Source organism: Pedobacter gandavensis, from assembly GCF_014172405.1.
Lineage (GTDB): Bacteria > Bacteroidota > Bacteroidia > Sphingobacteriales > Sphingobacteriaceae > Pedobacter > Pedobacter gandavensis.
Window position 1 is genome coordinate 1,517,899 of record NZ_WNXC01000001.1, and the last position, 21,436, is coordinate 1,539,334.

At 38.0% G+C, this 21,436-nt stretch carries 17 protein-coding genes; 5 read left to right on the forward strand and 12 right to left on the reverse strand.

Annotation, left to right across the window (positions count from 1 at the left end; all coding sequences use genetic code 11):
• Positions 1 to 60: 60 nt before the first annotated feature.
• From GM920_RS06125 to GM920_RS06140, 4 genes are all read right to left on the reverse strand, one after another.
• The gene (locus GM920_RS06125; RefSeq protein ID WP_182954490.1) at positions 61 to 1,440 is read right to left on the reverse strand and encodes a RagB/SusD family nutrient uptake outer membrane protein; all 1,380 of its coding nucleotides are present in this window, start codon (positions 1,438 to 1,440) and stop codon (positions 61 to 63) included.
• A gap of 10 nt (positions 1,441 to 1,450) precedes the next feature.
• Positions 1,451 to 4,897: a SusC/RagA family TonB-linked outer membrane protein gene (locus GM920_RS06130; RefSeq protein ID WP_182954492.1), complete on the reverse strand. Its 3,447-nt coding sequence runs from the start codon at positions 4,895 to 4,897 to the stop codon at positions 1,451 to 1,453.
• Between the two features lie 384 nt (positions 4,898 to 5,281).
• On the reverse strand, positions 5,282 to 6,379 hold the full coding sequence (locus GM920_RS06135; protein ID WP_182954494.1) for a FecR family protein: 1,098 nt from the start codon (positions 6,377 to 6,379) through the stop codon (positions 5,282 to 5,284).
• Between the two features lie 150 nt (positions 6,380 to 6,529).
• Positions 6,530 to 7,117 carry an RNA polymerase sigma factor gene (locus tag GM920_RS06140; RefSeq protein WP_182954496.1) on the reverse strand — a complete coding sequence of 196 codons (588 nt, stop codon included), beginning with the start codon at positions 7,115 to 7,117 and terminating at the stop codon, positions 6,530 to 6,532.
• 1,015 nt (positions 7,118 to 8,132) lie between these two features.
• On the opposite strand from GM920_RS06140, the gene GM920_RS06145 reads away from it, so the two are divergent.
• Together GM920_RS06145 and GM920_RS06150 are read left to right on the forward strand one after the other, a co-directional pair.
• Positions 8,133 to 9,377 carry a TlpA disulfide reductase family protein gene (locus GM920_RS06145; protein ID WP_182954498.1) on the forward strand — a complete coding sequence of 415 codons (1,245 nt, stop codon included), beginning with the start codon at positions 8,133 to 8,135 and terminating at the stop codon, positions 9,375 to 9,377.
• A gap of 164 nt (positions 9,378 to 9,541) precedes the next feature.
• A complete protein-coding gene (locus GM920_RS06150) occupies positions 9,542 to 12,016 on the forward strand; it encodes a penicillin-binding protein 1A (protein WP_182954501.1) in 2,475 nt (824 codons plus the stop codon).
• A 121-nt stretch (positions 12,017 to 12,137) separates the two neighbouring features.
• Here the strand turns inward: GM920_RS06150 and GM920_RS06155 are convergent, their stop codons facing one another.
• Positions 12,138 to 12,488 (reverse strand): GIY-YIG nuclease family protein, encoded by a 351-nt coding sequence (locus GM920_RS06155; protein WP_182954503.1) that lies wholly within the window; start codon positions 12,486 to 12,488, stop codon positions 12,138 to 12,140.
• 134 nt (positions 12,489 to 12,622) lie between these two features.
• Here GM920_RS06155 and GM920_RS06160 point away from each other — a divergent pair, with 134 nt between their 5' ends.
• From GM920_RS06160 to bioD, 3 genes are all read left to right on the forward strand, one after another.
• Entirely contained in the window at positions 12,623 to 13,399 is a 777-nt protein-coding gene (locus GM920_RS06160) for an XRE family transcriptional regulator (RefSeq protein WP_182954505.1), read from the forward strand.
• A 73-nt stretch (positions 13,400 to 13,472) separates the two neighbouring features.
• Positions 13,473 to 14,597: an aminotransferase class I/II-fold pyridoxal phosphate-dependent enzyme gene (locus GM920_RS06165; RefSeq protein ID WP_182954508.1), complete on the forward strand. Its 1,125-nt coding sequence runs from the start codon at positions 13,473 to 13,475 to the stop codon at positions 14,595 to 14,597.
• Position 14,598: 1 nt separating this feature from the next.
• Complete coding sequence (gene bioD / locus GM920_RS06170; RefSeq protein ID WP_182954511.1) at positions 14,599 to 15,210, forward strand: dethiobiotin synthase; 612 nt, start codon at positions 14,599 to 14,601, stop codon at positions 15,208 to 15,210.
• 67 nt (positions 15,211 to 15,277) lie between these two features.
• Here the strand turns inward: bioD and rplT are convergent, their stop codons facing one another.
• From rplT to GM920_RS06205, 7 genes are all read right to left on the reverse strand, one after another.
• Positions 15,278 to 15,622 (reverse strand): 50S ribosomal protein L20, encoded by a 345-nt coding sequence (rplT, locus tag GM920_RS06175; RefSeq protein ID WP_062547999.1) that lies wholly within the window; start codon positions 15,620 to 15,622, stop codon positions 15,278 to 15,280.
• A 74-nt stretch (positions 15,623 to 15,696) separates the two neighbouring features.
• Positions 15,697 to 15,897 (reverse strand): 50S ribosomal protein L35, encoded by a 201-nt coding sequence (gene rpmI / locus GM920_RS06180; protein WP_062547998.1) that lies wholly within the window; start codon positions 15,895 to 15,897, stop codon positions 15,697 to 15,699.
• 28 nt (positions 15,898 to 15,925) lie between these two features.
• Positions 15,926 to 16,495 (reverse strand): translation initiation factor IF-3, encoded by a 570-nt coding sequence (gene infC / locus GM920_RS06185; RefSeq protein WP_008238148.1) that lies wholly within the window; start codon positions 16,493 to 16,495, stop codon positions 15,926 to 15,928.
• A gap of 13 nt (positions 16,496 to 16,508) precedes the next feature.
• Positions 16,509 to 18,434, reverse strand: coding sequence for a threonine--tRNA ligase (thrS, locus tag GM920_RS06190; RefSeq protein ID WP_182954514.1), 1,926 nt, complete (start codon positions 18,432 to 18,434; stop codon positions 16,509 to 16,511).
• Positions 18,435 to 18,566: 132 nt separating this feature from the next.
• A complete protein-coding gene (locus GM920_RS06195; RefSeq protein WP_182954516.1) occupies positions 18,567 to 19,304 on the reverse strand; it encodes a (Fe-S)-binding protein in 738 nt (245 codons plus the stop codon).
• Between the two features lie 32 nt (positions 19,305 to 19,336).
• The gene (locus GM920_RS06200; protein ID WP_182954519.1) at positions 19,337 to 20,641 is read right to left on the reverse strand and encodes an MFS transporter; all 1,305 of its coding nucleotides are present in this window, start codon (positions 20,639 to 20,641) and stop codon (positions 19,337 to 19,339) included.
• A gap of 44 nt (positions 20,642 to 20,685) precedes the next feature.
• Positions 20,686 to 21,396, reverse strand: a complete 711-nt coding sequence (locus GM920_RS06205) for a head GIN domain-containing protein (protein WP_182954521.1) — start codon at positions 21,394 to 21,396, stop codon at positions 20,686 to 20,688.
• Positions 21,397 to 21,436: the final 40 nt, after the last annotated feature.

The window sequence follows — 21,436 nt, forward strand, 5'->3', positions numbered from 1 at the left end:
TTTTTATTATTGATGACGACAATCAAATCACTATCCTTGCTAATTTCTACATGTAGTTAACTATCTTACATTAGGCTTTATTCCACTATATAGAAGTTCTTCATCTGGAATTGGAAAAACGTATAATGGGGAATTTGGAGCTAATGAATATTCAACACCATCCAAATTTCGCTTTAAAGTAATATTTGCTCCATCCCTATTGTATCTTTTTATATCTGACCAACGTAAATTCCTCCAGACCAACTCTTTTCTTCTTTCTAATAAAACTCTTTTGAGAGTTTCCTCAGCACTCAAAGACCTTATCTCAACATAAGTAGAAGCAATACAACGATTTGACAATAAAAGATTTAGAGCACCTAAAGCATCTTGAGGATCGTTACGACGTGCAGCACATTCAGCTTTTATGAGCAGAACTTCAGCTGTTGTTAAGCCGGTAAATGGATATAAGCCGATGCCATAACCCGTTTTCATAACATAATTATTCAACGTATTTTTAGCAAAAAAACCAGGTAATCGTAGATCGTTTACTTCATATAAACTAATCAGATCTGGCGTTATGCAAATTATCTGGTTAGACCTCCCCCCGCACACAGTCATAGGATAGGCTACTACCTGAATTGAATAGAAAATAATCTCTGAGTAATTGTTTAAAAATGGCTGAACAGCTGAAGTGCTAATATTATTAAAATTAATAAGCGTGCTATATTTCAAGAGACACTCATCAGCTGCCTTTTCCGCTTCAACATAATTGCCCATATATAAATAAATTCTGGCCAATAGTCCATAAACAGCAGATTTAGAAGGGCGATTCCGGTATTTAGATGGAGAATCATCATTTAATAAAAATTTTGCTTCATTAAGATCTGATATCATAAGGTCAAACGTTGATCTCAAAGAAGAACGTTGGCTTACTTTATCAATGCCTGCTGAAGTTCTTAATGGCAATCCAAGATCATTACTCGCGCTTGCCTCGTTATAGACTTGACAGAAATTACGTGCCAAATCAAAATATGAAAAAGCCCTAAAGAACAGTGCAGTGCCTTTAATATTATTCCATTCTTTTTGATTCGACACATTGGCCTCAATTTTCTTTAATTCATCCAATGCACTGTTCGCATAAAAAACGGCTGTATAAGGTTCATTCCAATCGGGCACTCTTTCTCCTTTGTAAATATCTTGTTTCCATAGATATCCATTTTTCTGTGTTTGAGTATTTAGAGCATCATAGACAACCTTGTTAGGAATAAAAAACTCATCTGAAGACACTTGCGGCAGTCCACCAGATCTATTAAGAATACCATTATCTAAAAAGACTTGTAGCTCTTGGAGTGTGTTAGGAGTGACAATGAACGAATTTGGTTTGGCATCTAGAAAATTTTTAGTACAGCTAATAAAAAAGACACTACCAATTAGGATAAAATAAATTCTTAAATACTTCATAATTACAATCTTAAAAATTAGTCGTTAATCCGAATGAAAAAGTTCTTGGAGCAATGTAGTTTGCCCCTCTTGAATAATCTGGATCTATTGGTTGTTTCGTTGCTTTCCAAATAATTCCAATATTATTAATATAGGTGTAGACCTGTATGTTCCTGAGTAATGCAGTTGTTTTTAGCCCACTAAAACTATAACCTAGTCTCAGATCCTGAAATCTTATATGATCTCCTTTTTCAATTAAGACATCCGAGTTTTGAAAGAAACTGGTTTGAGACATATCCAATGGATAAGTTAAAGCTGGTATATATGTTTTTTCTTCGTCACCTTCTTTTTTCCACCTTAAATCATATCCAGAATTAAAATAGCCATATGATGTACCAGAAAACACATCAAGTCTACGAAACCAATAATTGAATTTGTAAATGATATTAACTGACAGGTCAAATCCCTTATAATTAATAGTATTACGAAAAGAGCCGTATAAAGTTGGAGTACCTGCCCCCTTGTAGACCAATTCAGAAGTATTCTTTGAACCGTTAATAGCTGAATAATTCTTACTTACAACACCGTTTAAAAGACCTAGCGGTTGCCCCATTTTATCTAATCCCATAAACTTAAGACCAAATAATGCGGAATATGGATAACCCTCTATTGGGTTGGAAAAATTACCTTGAACAATACTTAAATTATTTGGCATCTTAACTTTGTAAGTTGTAACCAACTCTCTATTATAGCTTAACAAAAAACTAGAAGTCCATTTTAAATGTCTATTGCTAATACTATTTTTCGTCAAGCTTAAATCTATTCCAGAAGTTTTAGTATCTGCAGAATTCCCTTTGAAAACAATCACTCCAGTTTGGGCTGCTATGGGGCTATTCCCAATTAAATCTACTCCCTGCTTAATAAAAAACTCTATTCCTCCAGAAATCAAATTTGCCTTGGATATAAAGTCGACTCCTGCATTGAAATTCTTCACTTTTTCCCAGCGTAAGGCTGGATTAGGTGGATTCACAAACTCACTGATCGGTGACTTAAACTGATTAAAAGATCCCCCCATCCTCGATACTGTTAAATAAGCGGAAGTAGATTTATCTAGGTTTCCATTATAACCGTAAGTCACTCTTACTTTTAGATTTGGTATCAAATTAAAATTATAGAACTCTTCCATACTAATATTCCACATAAAACCTGAAGACCACAATGGAACCCCCTTCTGATTAGTCTTAACACCAAATAAATTAGATTCATCACGACGAGCACTACCAGAAACAACATACTTTTTATCAAAAGTATAGGATCCATTAAAAAACAGAGATCGAAATCTATCAATTGAATAAGATTGGCCCGCGCCTTCAGGAATAAAGCCAGAAAAACCACTAGTATAGAGCGTGAAGTTTTTAAGATAATCTACTGGAATATGTGTCGCGCTAGAACTATTATACCCATAACGAGTACCGGTATTATTACTTAATTGAAAATCCTTTATTTCAAAACCTGCTAATAGATTAAGTTCATTTCTGTCATTGAATTTTAGAGAATAGTTAATTTGGCCTCTACCATAATTTGAGTAATAATTACTATTTGAATTTCTTAGTATTCCTCCAAGTGGTATTGGTAGTGTAGGCACAAGTGTCGTTTGATTTAATTGCGTATACGTATTTATTAAATTGCGTGTATAAAAAGAGCCTTCTTCATATAACTGGCTATTCTCAGAAACACCTTTCTGATACTGATAATTCAAATTGACACTTAACCCATCTACTATTATATATTTCAAACCAGTTGACACCGTATAATCGGTTAATTTATTTATGCTATTTTTTCGGTTCTCATCTAATGGTTTAAAATCCCAGTTTAATAAAGCGCCATGACCGGCTGTATCTGTATATTGCTTTCTTAGGCCCTGCGCATTACCGACAACGGCTAAATGATTTCCATTTTCATCTATCAATTGATCGTACGGAGTATATGGGTTTCCGTATGAACTTATTGCCCCTCTGGTATTGCTATTTGTCAATAAAATTTTCACTGAAAGTTGAAGTTTATCCTTCAATGCTAAATAAGTATTATTGGCGGTGATAGTGAATCGGTCATAACTATTAATTGATTGATTCTGTTTTTCTTTATCATAACCCGATGATACATAATACATGTTGTTTTTACTTCCACCATTTAAACTAAAAGAATATTGTTGATTGATTGCTGGCCTATAAAAATACTTCTGTACGTCATTTCTAGCATCCAACAACTTTAGGGCATCTATCTTAGTTGCCGAATCTATCCCAGAAATTTGACCTTTTCTTTTTTGTAACATTATAGCCACAGCAGGAGAAATTACATTGTATTTATCGTCGATAGTACTATTGTAAAATCCTTTATTAAATAAATACTGTTCAAGATCTATATAGTCAGAAGAACTCATTTGTGGAAGATAATGCAAATCTGGTCTATTTGATATTGTCGTATTTGCATTAACATTAAAGCGCAAAGATTGATTATTCCTCCCCTTTTTAGTTTTTATTACGATAACGCCATTCCCAGCTCTAACTCCCCAAATACTAGATGCAGCAGCATCTTTAAGAATAGTTACGCTCTCAATATCATTAGGATTTATGTTATTTATATCACCATCATATGGAAAGTTATCCAGTACAATTAATGGGCTCGTGTTTGCAAATATAGTACTGCGCCCTCTAATGATAACCTCTGGAGCTGATCCTGCAGGACCACTTCGATTAAAAAGGACTCCACTTGTTATTCCTTCTAATCTATTTAAGATATTTGAGCCGACTCTTCTATTCAATAAAGCACTATCAACAAGTACAAACGAGCCCGTGGCCCTATCCTTAGGTATATTTTGATAACCTGTACTCACAATCTCCACTTCATTGAGCTTATCATTACTTATTGCTAATTTGATAGAATTTGAAGACTCCGAAGCTAAAATTTCCCGTGTTTGATAGCCCAAAAATGAAATTACCAAAACCGCCTTATCGCCTACATTTTTTAACGAAAATTCCCCATTATTATCTGTTAGTATGACTGTCTTTGTATCCTTGACCCTTACAATTGCTCCCACCAGTGGCTTTCCTTCTTCGTCAAGAACGCGGCCACGAACATCAATTGCAGTAATAGCCACACCAGGTATAACACGAAAGGAAGGCTTATCTCTCCTAATTACCACCATTTCACCGTGTACAACATAGGTTAATGGCTTGCCTACGAGGACTGCTTTCATAACCTCGTCAATAGTTGCATTTGTAAAATTAGCTTCAATAGCTTCCGACGTTTTGATCACCTCATCAGACCATAGTACTTTATAGCCCGTTTGCGCTTTAATGGCAATAAACAAATCCCATAAGGTTGTCTTTTTCTTCACATACGTGATCTTCTTCTGGCTAAAACCTGAAGCACTGACCTGCATTAGTGTAGCGATAAGAATAACGGTGGTTAATCGCATTATCCGTAGGAGTTTTAAGACATGCCACTTAGGCCTGTCCGGGTTAAAAGGTACTCTGTTCATGGTGATTTTATCAGGTACGACAAGTCCTAGCGGTTGATAAGACCGTTATTTTTCTTATTGACGAAAAATAGCTAAGTTTGTTTGTCTGGTTTAATTGGTTACTTCCATTATCTCTTATTTCCGGCATTGGACCAGGAAGTGTATCGAGCACTCCTGGTCTCTATATGCCTCTTTCCCGGGGGGGATTAAGTTGAATTTCTTATTGCGTTCTTCATCATTCAATTGATTTAAATTGTTCCATACTGTTACTTATAACATTTATCAGATCCGGTCTTCAGAATAGGTATGATAAATTGAGAGCGTTAATCAAACGTGAGAACCCTAGTGTTTAACTATAATTTTTTTATCGGCCATTTTAAATTTCACATCTCCGGTAAGCTCCAACATACTGAGCACTTTTGAGATCGCCTCGAACTTGGAAATAGATCCCCCAAACAGCTTTTCTTTAGCCTTAGGGTCTTCGTATACCACTTCAACATCATACCATCGGGATACATTTTTCATGATATCTTCGAGAGATTCATTCTTAAATACGAACTCTCCATTTTTCCAGGCAACGGCCAAACTAGGGTCTATTTCCTTTGTTTCTATCCTATTCGCAGAAGTAATCGCCTGCATACCTGGCTTAAGAATTTTATTTTTACCTGCTATAGGGATACCGGCTGCAGATAAAAGATCCACACGAACACTACCCTCCAGGAGCGTAGTTTTAACCAGATGTTCATCTGTATAACTATTGATGTTAAAATGAGTACCGAGAACAGTAACGCTTTCTGACCCGGTACTTACAACAAAAGGATGTTCCTTGTCTTTTGCGACTTCAAAATAAGCCTCGCCTTTCAACTTCACTCGGCGAGTACCACCCTCCTCTTTTATAGGCGGACTATAGGTTAAACTTGAAGCTGAATTTAGCCAGGCAGTGGACCCATCAGGAAGACGCACCTGATAGGTTCCGCCACGTGGTGTTGATATGGTAAAAGATTTGGCTTGTTCGTTATTAATGATGGTACCATCGTTATAAGTCAATTTCGATTCATCAACCACAATTCCAGATTTTGCATCGCTCAGTTGAATCTTCTGACCATTTGCCAAGGTTAGTGTGGCTTTATTACCACCAGGGTTAATGTCGCCTGCATAATTGATTGAATTGGGATCTTCAGTGTAGAGTATAGTGAATAACCCACAAACAACAATTATTGTAGCAGCTATCGTTAATAGATATAGCGGCCATTTTCTGCTTTTAGATTTCCATGGAAGACCTGCAGTTTCTTCTTTATATTTTAGCGCATCATGCGCTTCAATTTCCTGAGGTGTGATCTCAACATTAATCAAGTAATCCTCAACAAGCATTAGTTCTTCCGGTGTACATTCACCAGCTTGATATTTATTTAATAGTTGTTCAGGATTTAAATTGCTCATGTGATTGATTAATTACAACTACCACACGACATAGCGTTAGGTTAGTATTCAAAAAATGTAAATAAATTGTTAACTGGTAGTTTTGGGATAAAAAAAATCGCGTGCTGCTCTATAACATAAGAACAACACGCGATCATCATTTACTATTAACTATAGGAACGGAAAAAGAACAGACAGATTGGTGGTAGGTAGTTTAACTCTTAAAATTTTCAACGAGCGCTGCAGATTGGTTTTCACTGTATTCTCTGGAATCCCTAAATACTCCGAGATCTCTTTACGGTTCATAGATTTCTTTCTGCTGAGCTCAAACACCACCCTTAATTTCTCAGGGAGCGCAGCAATTTCTTTTTCAATCAAAGTGGACAGGTCGTTATGGCGAACTAAATGATCTGTATTGTTTTGTGTATTATTTAAATACTTCCCAAAATTCTCAATATACTTCCTGGATACCTGTTGATGTTTGAAGTGATCCAGTATCTTGTTTTTAACTACCTGTACTAAATAGGCTTCGAGGATTCCCTCTATGATGAGCATAGCCCGCTTCTCCCAAATATTGGCAAATGTATCGTGGACTAAATCTCGCGCCTGCTCTTTATCATCCAGTCGCCTGTAGGCAAATGAGAACAACAAAGTGTGATAGCGGTTTACCATCTCAGTGAAAGCAATCGCATTGCTTTCTTTCAATAAAAGGACAAGTTGACTGTCGGGAAGTTCAGTATAATCAGCTCTTAATGCCATATAATTTAACCTAGAAATATCGATTATCGGGGTTTACAATTATTACGCCCCTTTTGTATTTTACAACTCTTGGTTTTTATTCATTTTATTCATTATAAATGCGTTTTTGATCAAAGTTTTTTCTCAAGGCCTCCTGACAGTCATTTTAAAGGAAAATCGCTGAAAGGAAGAAATCAAATCATCATAAAAAAAGAGCAAACAGCTATAATTAAGAGGATTATGCCTGTTTTTAGCATCTACGTAATCTAAACGAGTTCGGTTTTGTCTAGGGTAAATGTTTTTTTGAATCCTCTAGACACAAAACACAGATAACTAAGACATTAACATCGTTTAATAGGAATAAAACACTGTTTTCAGGCTTTTTCTATGGAGGTTTAAGGCATCTGGACGATAAGTAACAACGGACGAGTTTTTTATACATAATTGACAATTTTTACTGTTTTTTTTACATAGGTTTCAAGTTGTATTTAACAACTTGTTTGAGCTTAAAACAAAGGATTAACGGGCTTAAAAAACAGCATAACAGATCCTAAAAATCGGCGCAAAACCACAACATAGAACCGACTAATTATCAAAACAATTCAAACAAAAACCATTAATCAAAATAGTAGTAGGAATAAAATAATTGTGCAAGGTTTTTTTTAGGAAAAATGGTTTTAAAACTGGTTTTGGCAACAGCGCGAATTCTTTCCAAAAAGGTGCTGGAATTCAACAACACAAACTGGATTTAGGAAGCCATTATTCGGGTGATAAAAAAAGAAAAGCTAGATGTTTTCTCGATAGGTAATATAACCACAATAGTCGGGCTAACAAAAATATTAGATGATTAATAAAGAAAAAAATAAGATATTATTCAACACTCCTTTCTCCTATGGAAAATAAGACCACAACCCATCTCAAATTACAATAGGATTAACTAATTAATATTCGTTAATTAGGTAAACTTAAATTAGTTGAAGAACTTGACTCAGCAATTCAAACTAACTCAATGTAACTACCAATCAATTCATCTTATATGAAGTTATTCCTAACACTCTTCTTTGCACAGGTATTATTTACTTTCAATCTATTTGCTGACACTTTTACTTTAAAAGGCAAAGTAACCGGATCTGAAACTTTCAATTATGCCTATGTTTTTAACAATTCCTACAAACTACTTGACAAGGCCAAAATTGTTGATGGCTCCTACTCATTTAATGGAGAAATTGATTACAAACAGCGATTTGGCCAAATACCATATGCAATCATACTTTTAGAAAAAAATCCGCTTAGCACTGTTGAGCTAGAAAATTTAAATCTCCTGTCAAGGAGGGATCATGATATTTGTAGGGTATTAATGGAGAAAAACATCAACTTACTTTACAATACTGATCAGAAAACATTCTCCCTTTCTGGTGGAGAGTTAAATGAAGTACAAAATCTTTTTGAAAACGCGCTGGCCAATTTCAGAAATAAAAGAGATAGTATTTACCTGGCCATAGATAAAACAGACCTCCCTAAAAAAGAAGATAAAAAGTCATTAGAGACGCAAAGGTTGTACACCCAAACGATGTATGGATTTATTAATATTATTAAAAAACATCCAGATTCAAGAGCAGCCGTGTTTAATTTCCCATCCGTCATCTACAATAATGGAATATCGGGCATGGAAGTTTTAGATGCTTTCAGTCTTTTCTCCCCCTCAATAGTAAATTCAGAATTTGGCCAATATGTTTTTAAAGATGTGAAGGATAAAATTCGCTCAGAAGAACTCATGGCCAAGCCAGCTTATATCGTAGGCATGAAAATGCCTGCCTTTTCACTCAAAAACGAAAGAGACAATTTGTTGAAAGGAGAATTCCAACCTGCAAAATACACCTTAATTGATTTCTGGGCAACCTGGTGCGGCCCTTGTCGTAAAGAGACTCCTAATATCATTAAAGCATTTACAGCCTATCATCGGGAAGGCTTTAATGTGATGACCATCTCCATCGATGATGAGAAAGATAAGTCAAAATGGATCGAAGCACTAAAAACTGATCACATGGATAAATTCACTAATCTTTTTAATGGTGGTGATTTAAGTGGTCTCGGCAGGGAGTTAAAGATAGTAAGCATCCCTACAAATTACCTGGTGGATGGCGACGGCATTATTGTGGCAACAAACTTGCGGGGTGATATGCTCCTAAAGAAACTTCAAGAACTGATACCAATCCATACCTCATCAACTAAAGAAGAACAAATGGCCAAGCCCAACTATATCGACACAAATGAAAAGTAAGTCATTTTAAAATTCATCACCTAAAATAAATTTAGTGCTGGACAAACAACAATTGCTTTTAAGCAACAAATAAGAACATTCGCATTTTTTTTACGTTAATTTGCGTTAACAATTTTAACACTATTTAACACGAACTGTTTTACGTTTTTTTGATCTTTACATCCATGTTTAAAGAAATTCGCAATAAGTATATTCGCTACATTAGCATATTCCTATATTGTATAATTATATTCTTCTGTGCACTGCAGCTCAACTTTTTATGGCTATTTGGGTACTCCCCATCTTATAAAGACATCAAAGCACCTACGCAAAGTGTAGGCTCTGAACTCTATACTTCAGATGGTAAGTTGATCGGCCGCTATTATAAAGAGAACCGTACTCCGGTCAGCTTTAAAGAAATCTCCCCGAGCGTGATTGAGGCCTTAATTGCGACAGAAGATGTTCGTTTTTATAGTCACATGGGTATAGATTTTCGTTCACTATTGTCTAGCGGACTCTCAACTGCTACCGGTGATAAACGTGGTGCCAGTACGATCACACAACAATTAGCCAAAAACTTATATAGAACCAGATACAACAAGTCACAAGGCGTTATTAAACATATTCCTGTAGTACGTACCATCGTATCCAAGTTAAAAGAATGGATGACTGCCGTAAAACTTGAATCCAACTATTCTAAAGATGACATCATCACGATGTACCTCAATACCGTATCCTTTGGTAACAATGCTTTCGGTATCAAGACAGCGGCAAGGGTTTATTTTGATAAAGGCCCGAACGATCTTCAAGTTCCTGAATCTGCATTACTCGTAGGTATGTTAAAAGGAACCTCTGTTTATAACCCAATAAAAAATCATGAAAAGGCACTGGAACGTAGAAATGTGGTGCTGGCTCAAATGAATAAATACAACTACATCACAAAAGATCAATTAAACACTTACAAAAACACGCCGATACAATTAAAAGTTGGTAGTGTAGATGATGGAAGTGACGGTGATTCTTATTTACGTGCTGCAGTAGATAAATACCTGGAGAAATGGGCGGATGATAATGATTATGACCTTTATGAAGATGGTTTAAAGATCTACACCACCATCGACTCAAAACTGCAGAAATATGCTGAGGAAGCTGTTGCTGATCAAATGAAAATCATCCAAAAGAGATTTTACAGCGTCTGGGGAAATGAAGATCCTTGGCAGGATTCTGAAAAGAAAAAAGTAGACTACCCGGATCGCGCCATGCGCAAATTACCGGTATATGCAATGCTAGAAAAGAAATACAGCAATACCCCGGACTCTATCAAAGCGTATTTCAACAAAAAGAAAAAGATGAAAATCTTTACCTGGAAAGGTGATCGTGATACGCTTTTCTCTACCATGGACTCTATCCGCTACTACGGAAAAATCATGAACGCAGGAATGATGACCATGGATCCTTTCAGTGGCAAGATTAAAGTTTGGGTGGGTGGTATTGACCATAAGTTTTTCAAATATGACCACGTCAACCAAAGTAAAAGACAAGCAGGTTCCACCTTTAAGCCTTTTGCTTACTTGGCAGCTCTGGAAGCAGGAATGAGTCCTTGCGATAAGTTCACTGATAAGCCCGTTAAAATCGCTTACCAGGAAAAAGGAAAAACAGAATATTGGGAACCTAAAAATGCAGATTGGAATTATAGCTACAGAGAAATGTCCCTTCGTTGGGCCATGGGTAAATCTGTAAATACCATTACCGCTCAGGTAACTGAAGCCGTAGGTGCTGATAATGTAGTCAAATGGGCAAAAGAATGTGGGATAGAAAGCCCACTGCAAGCAGTGCCTTCAGTAAGTCTGGGTCCAAACGATGTATCCGTTTATGAAATGGTTAGGGCTTACAGTACCTTTTTAAATGAAGGCGTGAGAACAGATCCAATTTTAGTGGAGAAAATCACCGATCAGGATGACAATGTAATTGAAGACTTTAAAGCGAAAACAAAAAGAGTGCTTTCTGAAGAGATTGCATGGCTGATGTTATACATGCTTCGTGGAGGTATGGAAGAACCAGGTGGTACTTCTCAAGCACTTTGGGAATGGGACCTTTGGAAAAAAGGCAACCAGATTGGTGGAAAAACAGGTACTTCTTCTGATTATGTGGATGCCTGGTATATGGGCGTAACAAAAGACCTCGTAACGGGTGTTTGGGTAGGTTGTGATGAACGTACCGCTCACTTTAACAATGGTGCTACAGGAGAAGGCTCCAGAACAGCATTGCCAATCTTTGCTAAGTTCATGGAGAAAGTATACCATGATCCAAGTACAGGTTATACCTACGGCCCTTTCCCGAAAGCGAAAGTTAAAATTACGAGGCAGATTGATTGCCCTAGTCCGAGGGTAAGAGTAGATACTTCAAGCACTGATAGTCTTGCTGTAGATTCAACCAGTACAGATGTTCCAATAGCTGATGACCAACAACCAGTATTAAAGGAAGAGGAAATCGTCAAAACTGAAGAAAAGAAAACTCCAGAACCTATAAAACAACCCGCTGCTGAAGTTCCTTTAACCAGAAAGGAAAAAAGAGAACTGAGAAAAAAAGAGCGTGAAGAAGAAAAGGAAAGAGAACGAATCAAAAAAGAACAAGAGAAGAATAAACCGCTGGGGAAATAACCTCAGCGAACTTTATAGACTTTAAATATTGTCTTATGAAATATGCTGAAACCAGCTTATTTCATAAGACATTTTTGTATAACAGGTTGTCCAGAAATAACGACATAGTGTATCGCTAAGACTAAGACATAGTCTGAAATGGCAGTTTCACCTGATTAACCAAGGGCTTACTGCTGAGGATGTGTTCAAAATCCAAACCGATCGTCAGGTCTATCCAATTTGGATTACAGGCCCTTACCATCCGCTCCTTCTGCATTCTTGTAAAACGACTGATCACTTTAAACCTTCCCAGTGCCTGGGCCTCAGTCTTGAATTCTTCGAAATATACCAACCTCGTGAGCTGCTGCCCACAATCAAAAAACAGATTTGGCATCTGCTTATAAAAATCAAGCGTTTTCATTAGATCAGAGCTTATTCCAACATGTAAACTCTTGCGGTTTCTATCGGTTACGATATATACAAATTTCTTCATGACTGTAGGTTTAAATGATACAAACTAATTAAGTTAGTATAGCGCTTGGTGATTCAAATTAATATTACTAACTTTATTGGTACAATAATACTAACAATATTAGTAAAAACAAATAAATACTAAACTTTTATTTTATGTCAAATATCTCCCCTAACCTAAAATACCTTAGAAAGAAAAAAGGCCTCACACAGCAACAATTCGCTGATGCTATGGGGATTAAGAGATCACTTATCGGCGCATATGAGGAAGACCGCGCAGAACCTAAATATGATTTGCTAAAAAAAATAGCAGAATACTATGAACTAACCATAGATGAATTTATTAACGAAACGATAAACGATAGCTGGAAACCGAAGCTAAAAAGCCAGGGATCTAATCTAAGAATACTCAGTATCTCGGTAGATAAAGACGATAAAGAGAACATAGAAATGGTACCGGTAAAAGCAAGTGCAGGTTACCTGAATGGATTCTCTGACCCAGAATACATCAAAGAATTGCCAAAATTCCAACTGCCACTACCCTTCTTAAAGCAAGGTACTTTCAGAGCTTTTGAGATCTTGGGAGATTCCATGTTACCGATCCAATCCGGAAGTATCATCCTTGCGGAATATCTGGAGAATTGGAACGATATTAAAGTGGGAGAAACCTATATCGTCATCAGCAAAAGTGAAGGGGTAGTCTACAAAAGAGCAGGCAATAAATTTAAAGAGAACAAAGAACTGAAGTTAGTCTCTGACAATAAGCTGTACGATCCGTACACCATTTCTTCGGATGATATCCTGGAAATATGGAAAGCAAAAGCATTTATCTCTTCTGCTTTGCCAGAGCCAACACCAGAACCAAGCATAGAAACCTTAAGCAGCATGATGGCACAAATGCAGAAATCGATTTCTCAGCTCAATAAAAACTAAAATACCGCGCTAAAAACATTAAAAAAACCAAATAAAGAAAGCAGGTTCCTCCTGCTTTCTTTATTTTTGGGCGATGAACAAAACCTGGCAGTTTATATTGCACAAGTTACAGGATAGAAAGGAAAAAGGATCTTTGAGAAAATTATCCAGTACTCCTTATCCTATCGACTTCTGCTCAAACGATTATTTGGGTTTTTCCAGGTCAGCCGAGCTGCAAGAAAATATCGCAGCTACCCTTAGCCAGATCCCACACTCAGCCATCGGCTCTGGTGGCTCAAGATTACTCAGTGGCAATCATGCCTATACAGAAGAAACCGAATCATTTATTGCTGATTTCCACCAGGCAGAAAGCGGATTGATTTTTAATTCTGGTTATGATGCCAACGTTGGACTGATTTCCAGTTTAGCGCAGCGTGGAGATACCATCATCTCCGATGAACTGATACATGCCAGTATGATTGATGGTGCACGCCTCAGTCACGCCAACCGATACACTTTTAAACACAATAACATAGAAGCCCTGGAAGCTAAACTCAAACTGGCTACCGGACATATTTATGTCCTTGTAGAAAGTGTGTATTCTATGGATGGTGACCTCGCCCCCCTTCAGGAAATCAATGCTTGCTGTAAGAAATATGAAGCCAACCTCATCGTAGATGAAGCGCATGCAATCGGTATTTTTGGTGCTTATGGAAGAGGAAGAGTGCAAGAACTTGGTCTGGAAAAGGAGGTTTTCGCACGCGTGGTTACCTTTGGAAAAGCACTCGGTTGTCATGGCGCAATTGTCTTAGGAAATGCCCCATTAAAGGAATACCTGATCAATTACGCACGCTCCTTTATTTATACCACCGCAGCACCACTCCATAGTATCGTAAGTATCAACTGCGCGTATCAGCTCCTTGCCTCAGCAGACCATACGCCATGGATTCAGCAAACCGTCGCGCAATATAGCAATGCGCTAAAATCCGCTGGCTACAGAGGTCTAACGAGCCAAAGTACCATTCAAACGATCCGCTACCAAAGTAATACTTCGGCAAAAAATGCAGCTCATAGCCTGCAGCAAAAAGGATTTGATATCCGTGCGATTGTGAGTCCGACAGTTCCAATAGGAACCGAAAGATTGAGGATTTGCCTGCATACCTATAATACAGAAGAAGAAATTAACGCCCTGATCCAATCGTTGGTCTTATTAAAATAACATGAATAATACGTATTTCATTACCGGAATTGGTACAGGCATCGGAAAAACGATTGTCAGTGCCATCCTTACCCAAAAGCTCCAGGCAGATTACTGGAAACCTATACAATCAGGAGATCTCGAACAAAGCGATAGCTTATCGATCAAAGATCTGATCAGCAATACAAAAACAATCATCCATCCGGAGCAATACCGGTTAACTCAGCCCTTATCGCCGCATTTATCCGCCAGACTCGATGGCATAACCATCCAAGCTTCTGCATTAATCGTACCTCAAACAGACAACCAGCTGATTATTGAAGGTGCAGGCGGATTAATGGTACCCCTCAATGAAAAGGAATTGATTCTAGACCTGATCCCTGTGTTAAAAGCAAAGGTGATCATCGTCTCTCAGAATTACCTGGGCAGCATCAACCATACTTTGCTGACATTAGAGGTATTGAAATCCAGAAATATAAAAGTGGAAGGAATTATTTTTAATGGCGAGGCGAATGCAGAATCTGAAAGCTATATCGCCAACTATACGGGGATCCCTATCCTTGGGAAAATTCCAAAACTGCTGAGTTTAGATCAACAGTCTATTGCGGAAGCCGGACAATTTATCCAGCTGTAAAAATTATAAGCCAATAAAAAAGGGAGCTTTTGGCTCCCTTTTTCTATGATTAAAATGATCGTTAGATCTATTTTACTGCATCAATAACTGCTTTGAAAGCTGCTGGGTGATTCATAGCTAAATCAGCTAAAACTTTACGGTTTAAACCGATGTTTGCAGTCGCTAATTTACCGATCAATTGAGAGTAAGAAATACCATGTTGACGAGCTCCAGCGTTGATACGTTGAATCCATAATCCACGGAATTCTCTTTTCTTAACTTTACGGTCACGGTATGCATATTGCAAACCTTTTTCTACCGTATTTTTAGCGATAGTGAAAACCTTACTTCTTGATCCCCAATAGCCTTTGGCCATATTAAGGACTTTTTTCCTTCTTCTTCTCGAAGCTACTGCGTTTACCGAACGTGGCATAGTGTGTTGTTTTTTGATAAACGGTGTTGCGTATTACAGCAAACTTACTACCGGGTACCTGGTTAAAAATTTAATTATTTACCGATGGCAAGCATACGCTTAACGTTGCCCATATCAGCTGCGGACACCATTGAAGTGTGACCCAAATTACGCTTACGTTTAGTCGACATCTTAGTTAAGATGTGGCTTTTGTAGGCATTCTTCCTTGCAATTTTACCTGTTCCAGTAAGCTTAAAACGCTTTTTAGCACTGGAATTGGTTTTCATTTTTGGCATAACCTGTGTTTATTAATATGTAATTTATTTATTTCTTAGCAACTTTTGGAGCTAGCGTTAAGAACATACGCTTGCCCTCTAACTTAGGTAATAACTCCACTTTACCGATATCTTCAAGCGCTTGTGCAAACTTAAGAAGTAGGATCTCTCCTTGTTCTTTGTAAACAATCGCTCTACCTTTAAAGTGTACGTACGCCCTAACTTTCTCCCCATTTTCCAGGAAACTAACCGCGTGCTTCAACTTAAATTGAAAATCGTGATCATTTGTGTTAGGACCAAAACGGATCTCCTTAATGACAGTCTGTTTTGCGTTTGCTTTAATCTCCTTCTGTTTTTTCTTCTGCTCGTAAACAAACTTACTGTAATCAATGATCCGACATACCGGAGGCACTGCATTTGGAGAAATCTCAACAAGATCCAATTCCAATTCGTCGGCAAGGGCTAAAGCTTTTGCCAAAGGATAGATCCCCGGTTCAACATTATCTCCAGCTAATCTAACCTCCTGAGCCCTGATAAACTGATTAATATTATGTTCTGCTTCTTTTTTCTTAAAAGGAGGACGTGGTCCCCTGTTAAATCCTGGTCTGCCTAATGCCAAATTTATATACTATTTAAATTGTTATTTCTTTGATTAATAATTCACTAAACTCTTGCTGAGTCATTTCACCTAAATCTCCTTCTCCGTGTTTCCTTACTGACACCTTTCCTTCCGCCATTTCCTTCTCTCCGATGATCAACATATAAGGGATTTTTTTCACCTCAGCGTCTCTGATTTTTCTTCCAATCTTCTCGTCCCGGAAGTCAATCAAACCGCGAATATCGGAATTATTTAGTTCATCTGAAACTTTTTTTGCATAATCTTCATACTTTTCAGAGATCGGAAGGATAATAAATTGCTCAGGTGAAAGCCATAATGGGAAATTACCCGCACAATGTTCAATCAATACCGCGATAAAACGCTCTAGAGAGCCAAATGGAGCTCTATGGATCATGACCGGACGGTGCTTCATGTTGTCGCTACCAGTATATTCCAATTCAAAACGCTCAGGTAAGTTATAATCCACCTGGATCGTTCCCAATTGCCATTTTCTGCCCAGCGCATCCTTCACCATAAAGTCCAATTTAGGACCGTAGAAAGCTGCTTCACCATATTCTACTACAGTAGGTAATCCCTTTTCTGCAGCAGCTTCGATAATTGCTGATTCAGCCAAAGCCCAGTTCTCATCAGTACCGATGTATTTCGTTTTGTTCTCTGGATCTCTTAAAGAAATCTGAGCAACGTAGTCATTAAATCCAAGAGATTTAAATACGTACAATACCAGGTCAATTACTTTTTTGAACTCTTCTTTTACCTGATCCGGGCGACAAAACAAATGCGCATCATCCTGAGTAAACCCACGAACTCTGGTTAAGCCATGAAGCTCTCCACTTTGCTCGTAACGGTATACCGTTCCAAACTCTGCAAAACGCAAAGGAAGGTCTTTATAAGAACGCGGTTTTACTTTATAAATCTCACAATGGTGAGGGCAGTTCATCGGCTTAAGGAAAAACTCCTCCCCTTCTTGTGGGGTTTTAATCGGTTGAAAAGCATCTTTACCATACTTCTCATAGTGACCAGAAGTAATGTACAAATTCTTATGGCCAATATGAGGGGTAACCACCTGCTCATAGCCTGATTTTGATTGTGCTTTTGTTAAAAATTGAACCAGACGCTCACGCAAAGCAGCACCTTTCGGTAACCACAATGGCAATCCCATACCCACTTTCTCAGAGAAAGCAAATAATTCCAGCTCCTTACCCAACTTGCGGTGATCCCTTTTCTTCGCCTCTTCAATCATGTGAAGGTACTCAGTCAGCTCACTCGCTTTAGGGAAAGTTACCCCATAAATACGGGTCAATTGTTTTTTTGTTTCATCACCGCGCCAGTAAGCACCTGCAACATTCATCAATTTTACCGCTTTTACAAAACCGGTATTTGGAATGTGTGGCCCACGACAAAGGTCAGTAAACTCACCTTGGTTATAGAATGTGATCTTTCCATCTTCCAGTCCTTCTAACAGGTCTAGTTTGTACTCATCACCTTTTTCTTCAAAATATTTAATCGCATCCGCTTTAGAAACGCTCTCCCTTACAAAAACTTGTTTTTGCTTGGCCAGCTCAATCATTTTGGCTTCAATAGCTTTAAAGTCGTCCGAAGAAAACTCCCTGTCGCCGAAATCTACATCATAGTAGAAACCAGTTTCAATTGCAGGACCAATACCGAATTTTGTACCCGGATATAAAGCCTCCAATGCTTCCGCCATAATGTGCGCAGAAGAATGCCAGAAAGTAGCTTTACCCGCAGCATCATTCCAAGTCAGCAACTTTACAGTTGAATCGCTTTCAATTGGTCTGGAAGAATCCCAAATTTCGCCGTTTACTTCCGCAGCTAATACGTTGCGCGCTAATCCCTCTGAAATAGAGAGTGCGATTTGATGGGCAGTTACGCCCTGTTCATACTGACGGCTAGAACCATCAGGCAGTGTAATGTTAATCATCTACAACTATGATTTAAGTTAATTAATTGGTTTTAACTGATTTACACAACTCTTATTCTACGTGTAATAAAACATTGTATAAATAATAACGGTGTTTATATCCGCCATTGATACAAATATAACAATTCAAGTCTAAAACTCATCATTTTCCAGCCATCCGCTCGCTAAAACATCAGCCAGATGCATGGTTTTTAAAGGAATATTGTTTTTGTCGATGTAACCTTGTAAATGCATCAGGCAGGACAAATCAGTAGAGATCACATATTCCGCACCTTGTTCCAATGCATTGTTCACCTTTTGCTCAGCCATTGCGGAAGAAATCGCATCAAATTTCACAGAAAAGGTACCGCCAAAACCGCAGCACATATCTGTATCTTTCATCTCTACCATTTCCAGTCCATGTACTTTGGACAGCAACTGACGAGGCTCTGCTTTAATTTTACACTCTCTCAATCCGCTACAAGAATCATGGTAAACAGCTTTACCATCTAGTTCCGCACCGAAATAATCTCTTTTCAATACATTCACCAGGAAATCAGAAAGCTCAAAAATATGCTGTTGAATACCCCGACATTTATTATGAAGATTGGTATTGGTAAACAAGTCACTATACCCGTTCTTCACCATCCCAACGCAGGATGCCGATGGAGCAACAATATAATCTATGCCAGAAAAATCATTTAAAAACTTCGTTCCTGTTTCTTTGGCCTGCTCCCAGTATCCGGAGTTATAAGCCGGTTGTCCGCAGCAGGTTTGCGAAGAATTATAAAACACCTCACAACCCGCTTTCTCCAATAGCTTTATCGTATTAAATGCAGTCTCAGGATATAACTGATCAACAAAGCAAGGAACAAACAATTCTATCTTCATGTGTATCTAATTCTTATTAAAATCTATCATGGTTAACCTTTAACCAATTTTGGTTCTGCTTTTTTTAACAGCAGCAAAAATATCAAACCTATCACAAAAAATGAGGCCAATGCCAGCACAGAATTCCTGATGCTTCCCGTTTGTTCCTCAATATAAGCAAAACTAAAAAGACCAATCACTACAGCCAGTTTTTCTGTTACATCGTAAAAACTAAAAAAGGATACCGTATCTGGTGTGTTTTCTGGCAAAAACTTAGAGTAAGTAGACCTTGATAAGGATTGGATACCACCCATAATCAGGCCAACTACTGCTGCTAAGCCGTAAAATTCAAATTCATTGGTAATAAAATAAGCATAAACACAGGATCCTACCCAGATCACGACCACTAAAATCAACACATTCACATTCCCAATTCTTTTCGCCAGTTTTGACATCCACATCGCCCCTAAAATGGCAACAAGCTGCATGATCAAAATTACGGCAATTAATTTAGAAGTCCCCAGATGTAAGGTTTTCTCTCCAAAACCAGCCGCTGCCAACATTACGGTTTGCACGCCCATGGAGTAGAAGAAAAATGCGATCAGGTAGTGCTTTAAAAACTTCATTTGCTTTAGCTGCTTCCACACCTTCATCAGCTCTCCGAACCCGCTATGCACTAAACTCTTGTTGATGGCCGTGTAATTGGGGCTTCCGGCAGGCAATTTACGAAAAGGAATTTGCGCAAAACCAATCCACCAGATTCCAACGAGCAGGAAGGACAGCCTTGCCGGTAGCGACGCATCTGTAATGCCAAAAAGCTCCGGTTTTAAAACGAACACAAAGCAGATGATTTGCAAAAGCACACTCCCCACATAACCATAAGCAAAACCTTGAGCACTCACCCGATCCTGCTGGTCTTTGCTCGCAATTTCCGGAAGGTAGGAATTGTTAAACAATACCCCTCCTATATAGCCCATGGCTGCAATGGCAAAGAGTATGACACCCAACTCCAGACTTTCCAGTCTAAAGAAAAACAAGCCCATACAAGCGAAACCGCCGATATAGGTGAAAATTTTCATGAATATTTTCTTGTTCCCACGATAATCTGCAGTCGCGGAAAGTAAGGGCATCAATATCACCATGACTAAATAAGCAGCCGATAGTGCATAATTTGACAAGGCAGTATTCGTAAAAGTATGCCCGAAAAATTTCACCTGATCACCATGTTCGGCGGTGGTGGTAATAATCGTATAATAAGCGGGGAAAATGGTTGAAGTAATGACTAAGTTGTAAGCAGAATTTGCCCAGTCAAAAAAAGCCCATGACCGGATGACTTTCTTGTCGTTTTTTTGTTCCATGTATCAAATAAGGCCGCTAAAATAGCTAAAAAACAACAATCAGGCTAATTAACTTTTTCTAGTTTTGATACTCCTGATTTTTTCTCAGTTACATTTTTAGGATTCCCTTTATAAAACACCTCACTCACTCCGGAGGTCTTCACTTTTAAGTCGTTCAGTACATTGATATTGGCTTTTCCAGTACCCTCTATATTGATGTCATAAATCCCGGCTACAAAACTAAAAGCATCCAATTTAGCATTTCCACTTGTTTTCACAATATGTGTACCCGTTTGGCCTGTCAAAGTCAGTTTTCCTACACCATCAATTTTTGAACTCAGCTTACTGGCATTTAAATTCAGTGTCACGTCAGAACCACCTTGTAAATCAAGGTCCAAATCCTTCACATAAATTGGACTTTCGCCAATTACACGTACCATCCCACTGGTTTCCAATTCTTTCAGATCGCCAATTCCGGCATAAACCACGATTGAATCAGTACCACAGTATTTTCCGTTTTCCAGTTTAAGCTCCAATTCACTACCACTTACTCTTGACCTGATCAATGGCACCACATTAGAATCCGCTTGAATTTTTACATTGTAGGTGCTATCCTGAGTTAAGATTAACTTAATTGTACCACTCACTTTGATTTTATCATAACTCTTCAGCTCCACCACTTTAGTTACCTGAACTCCGGAATCTTCAATACATTTAGAAGTACATCCTGCTAAAAGTACAGGGATAGCTAATGCGATAAGTTGTAATTTCTTCATAGGGGATTTATTTATTGCAATTTAATTTTTTAAAACTAAG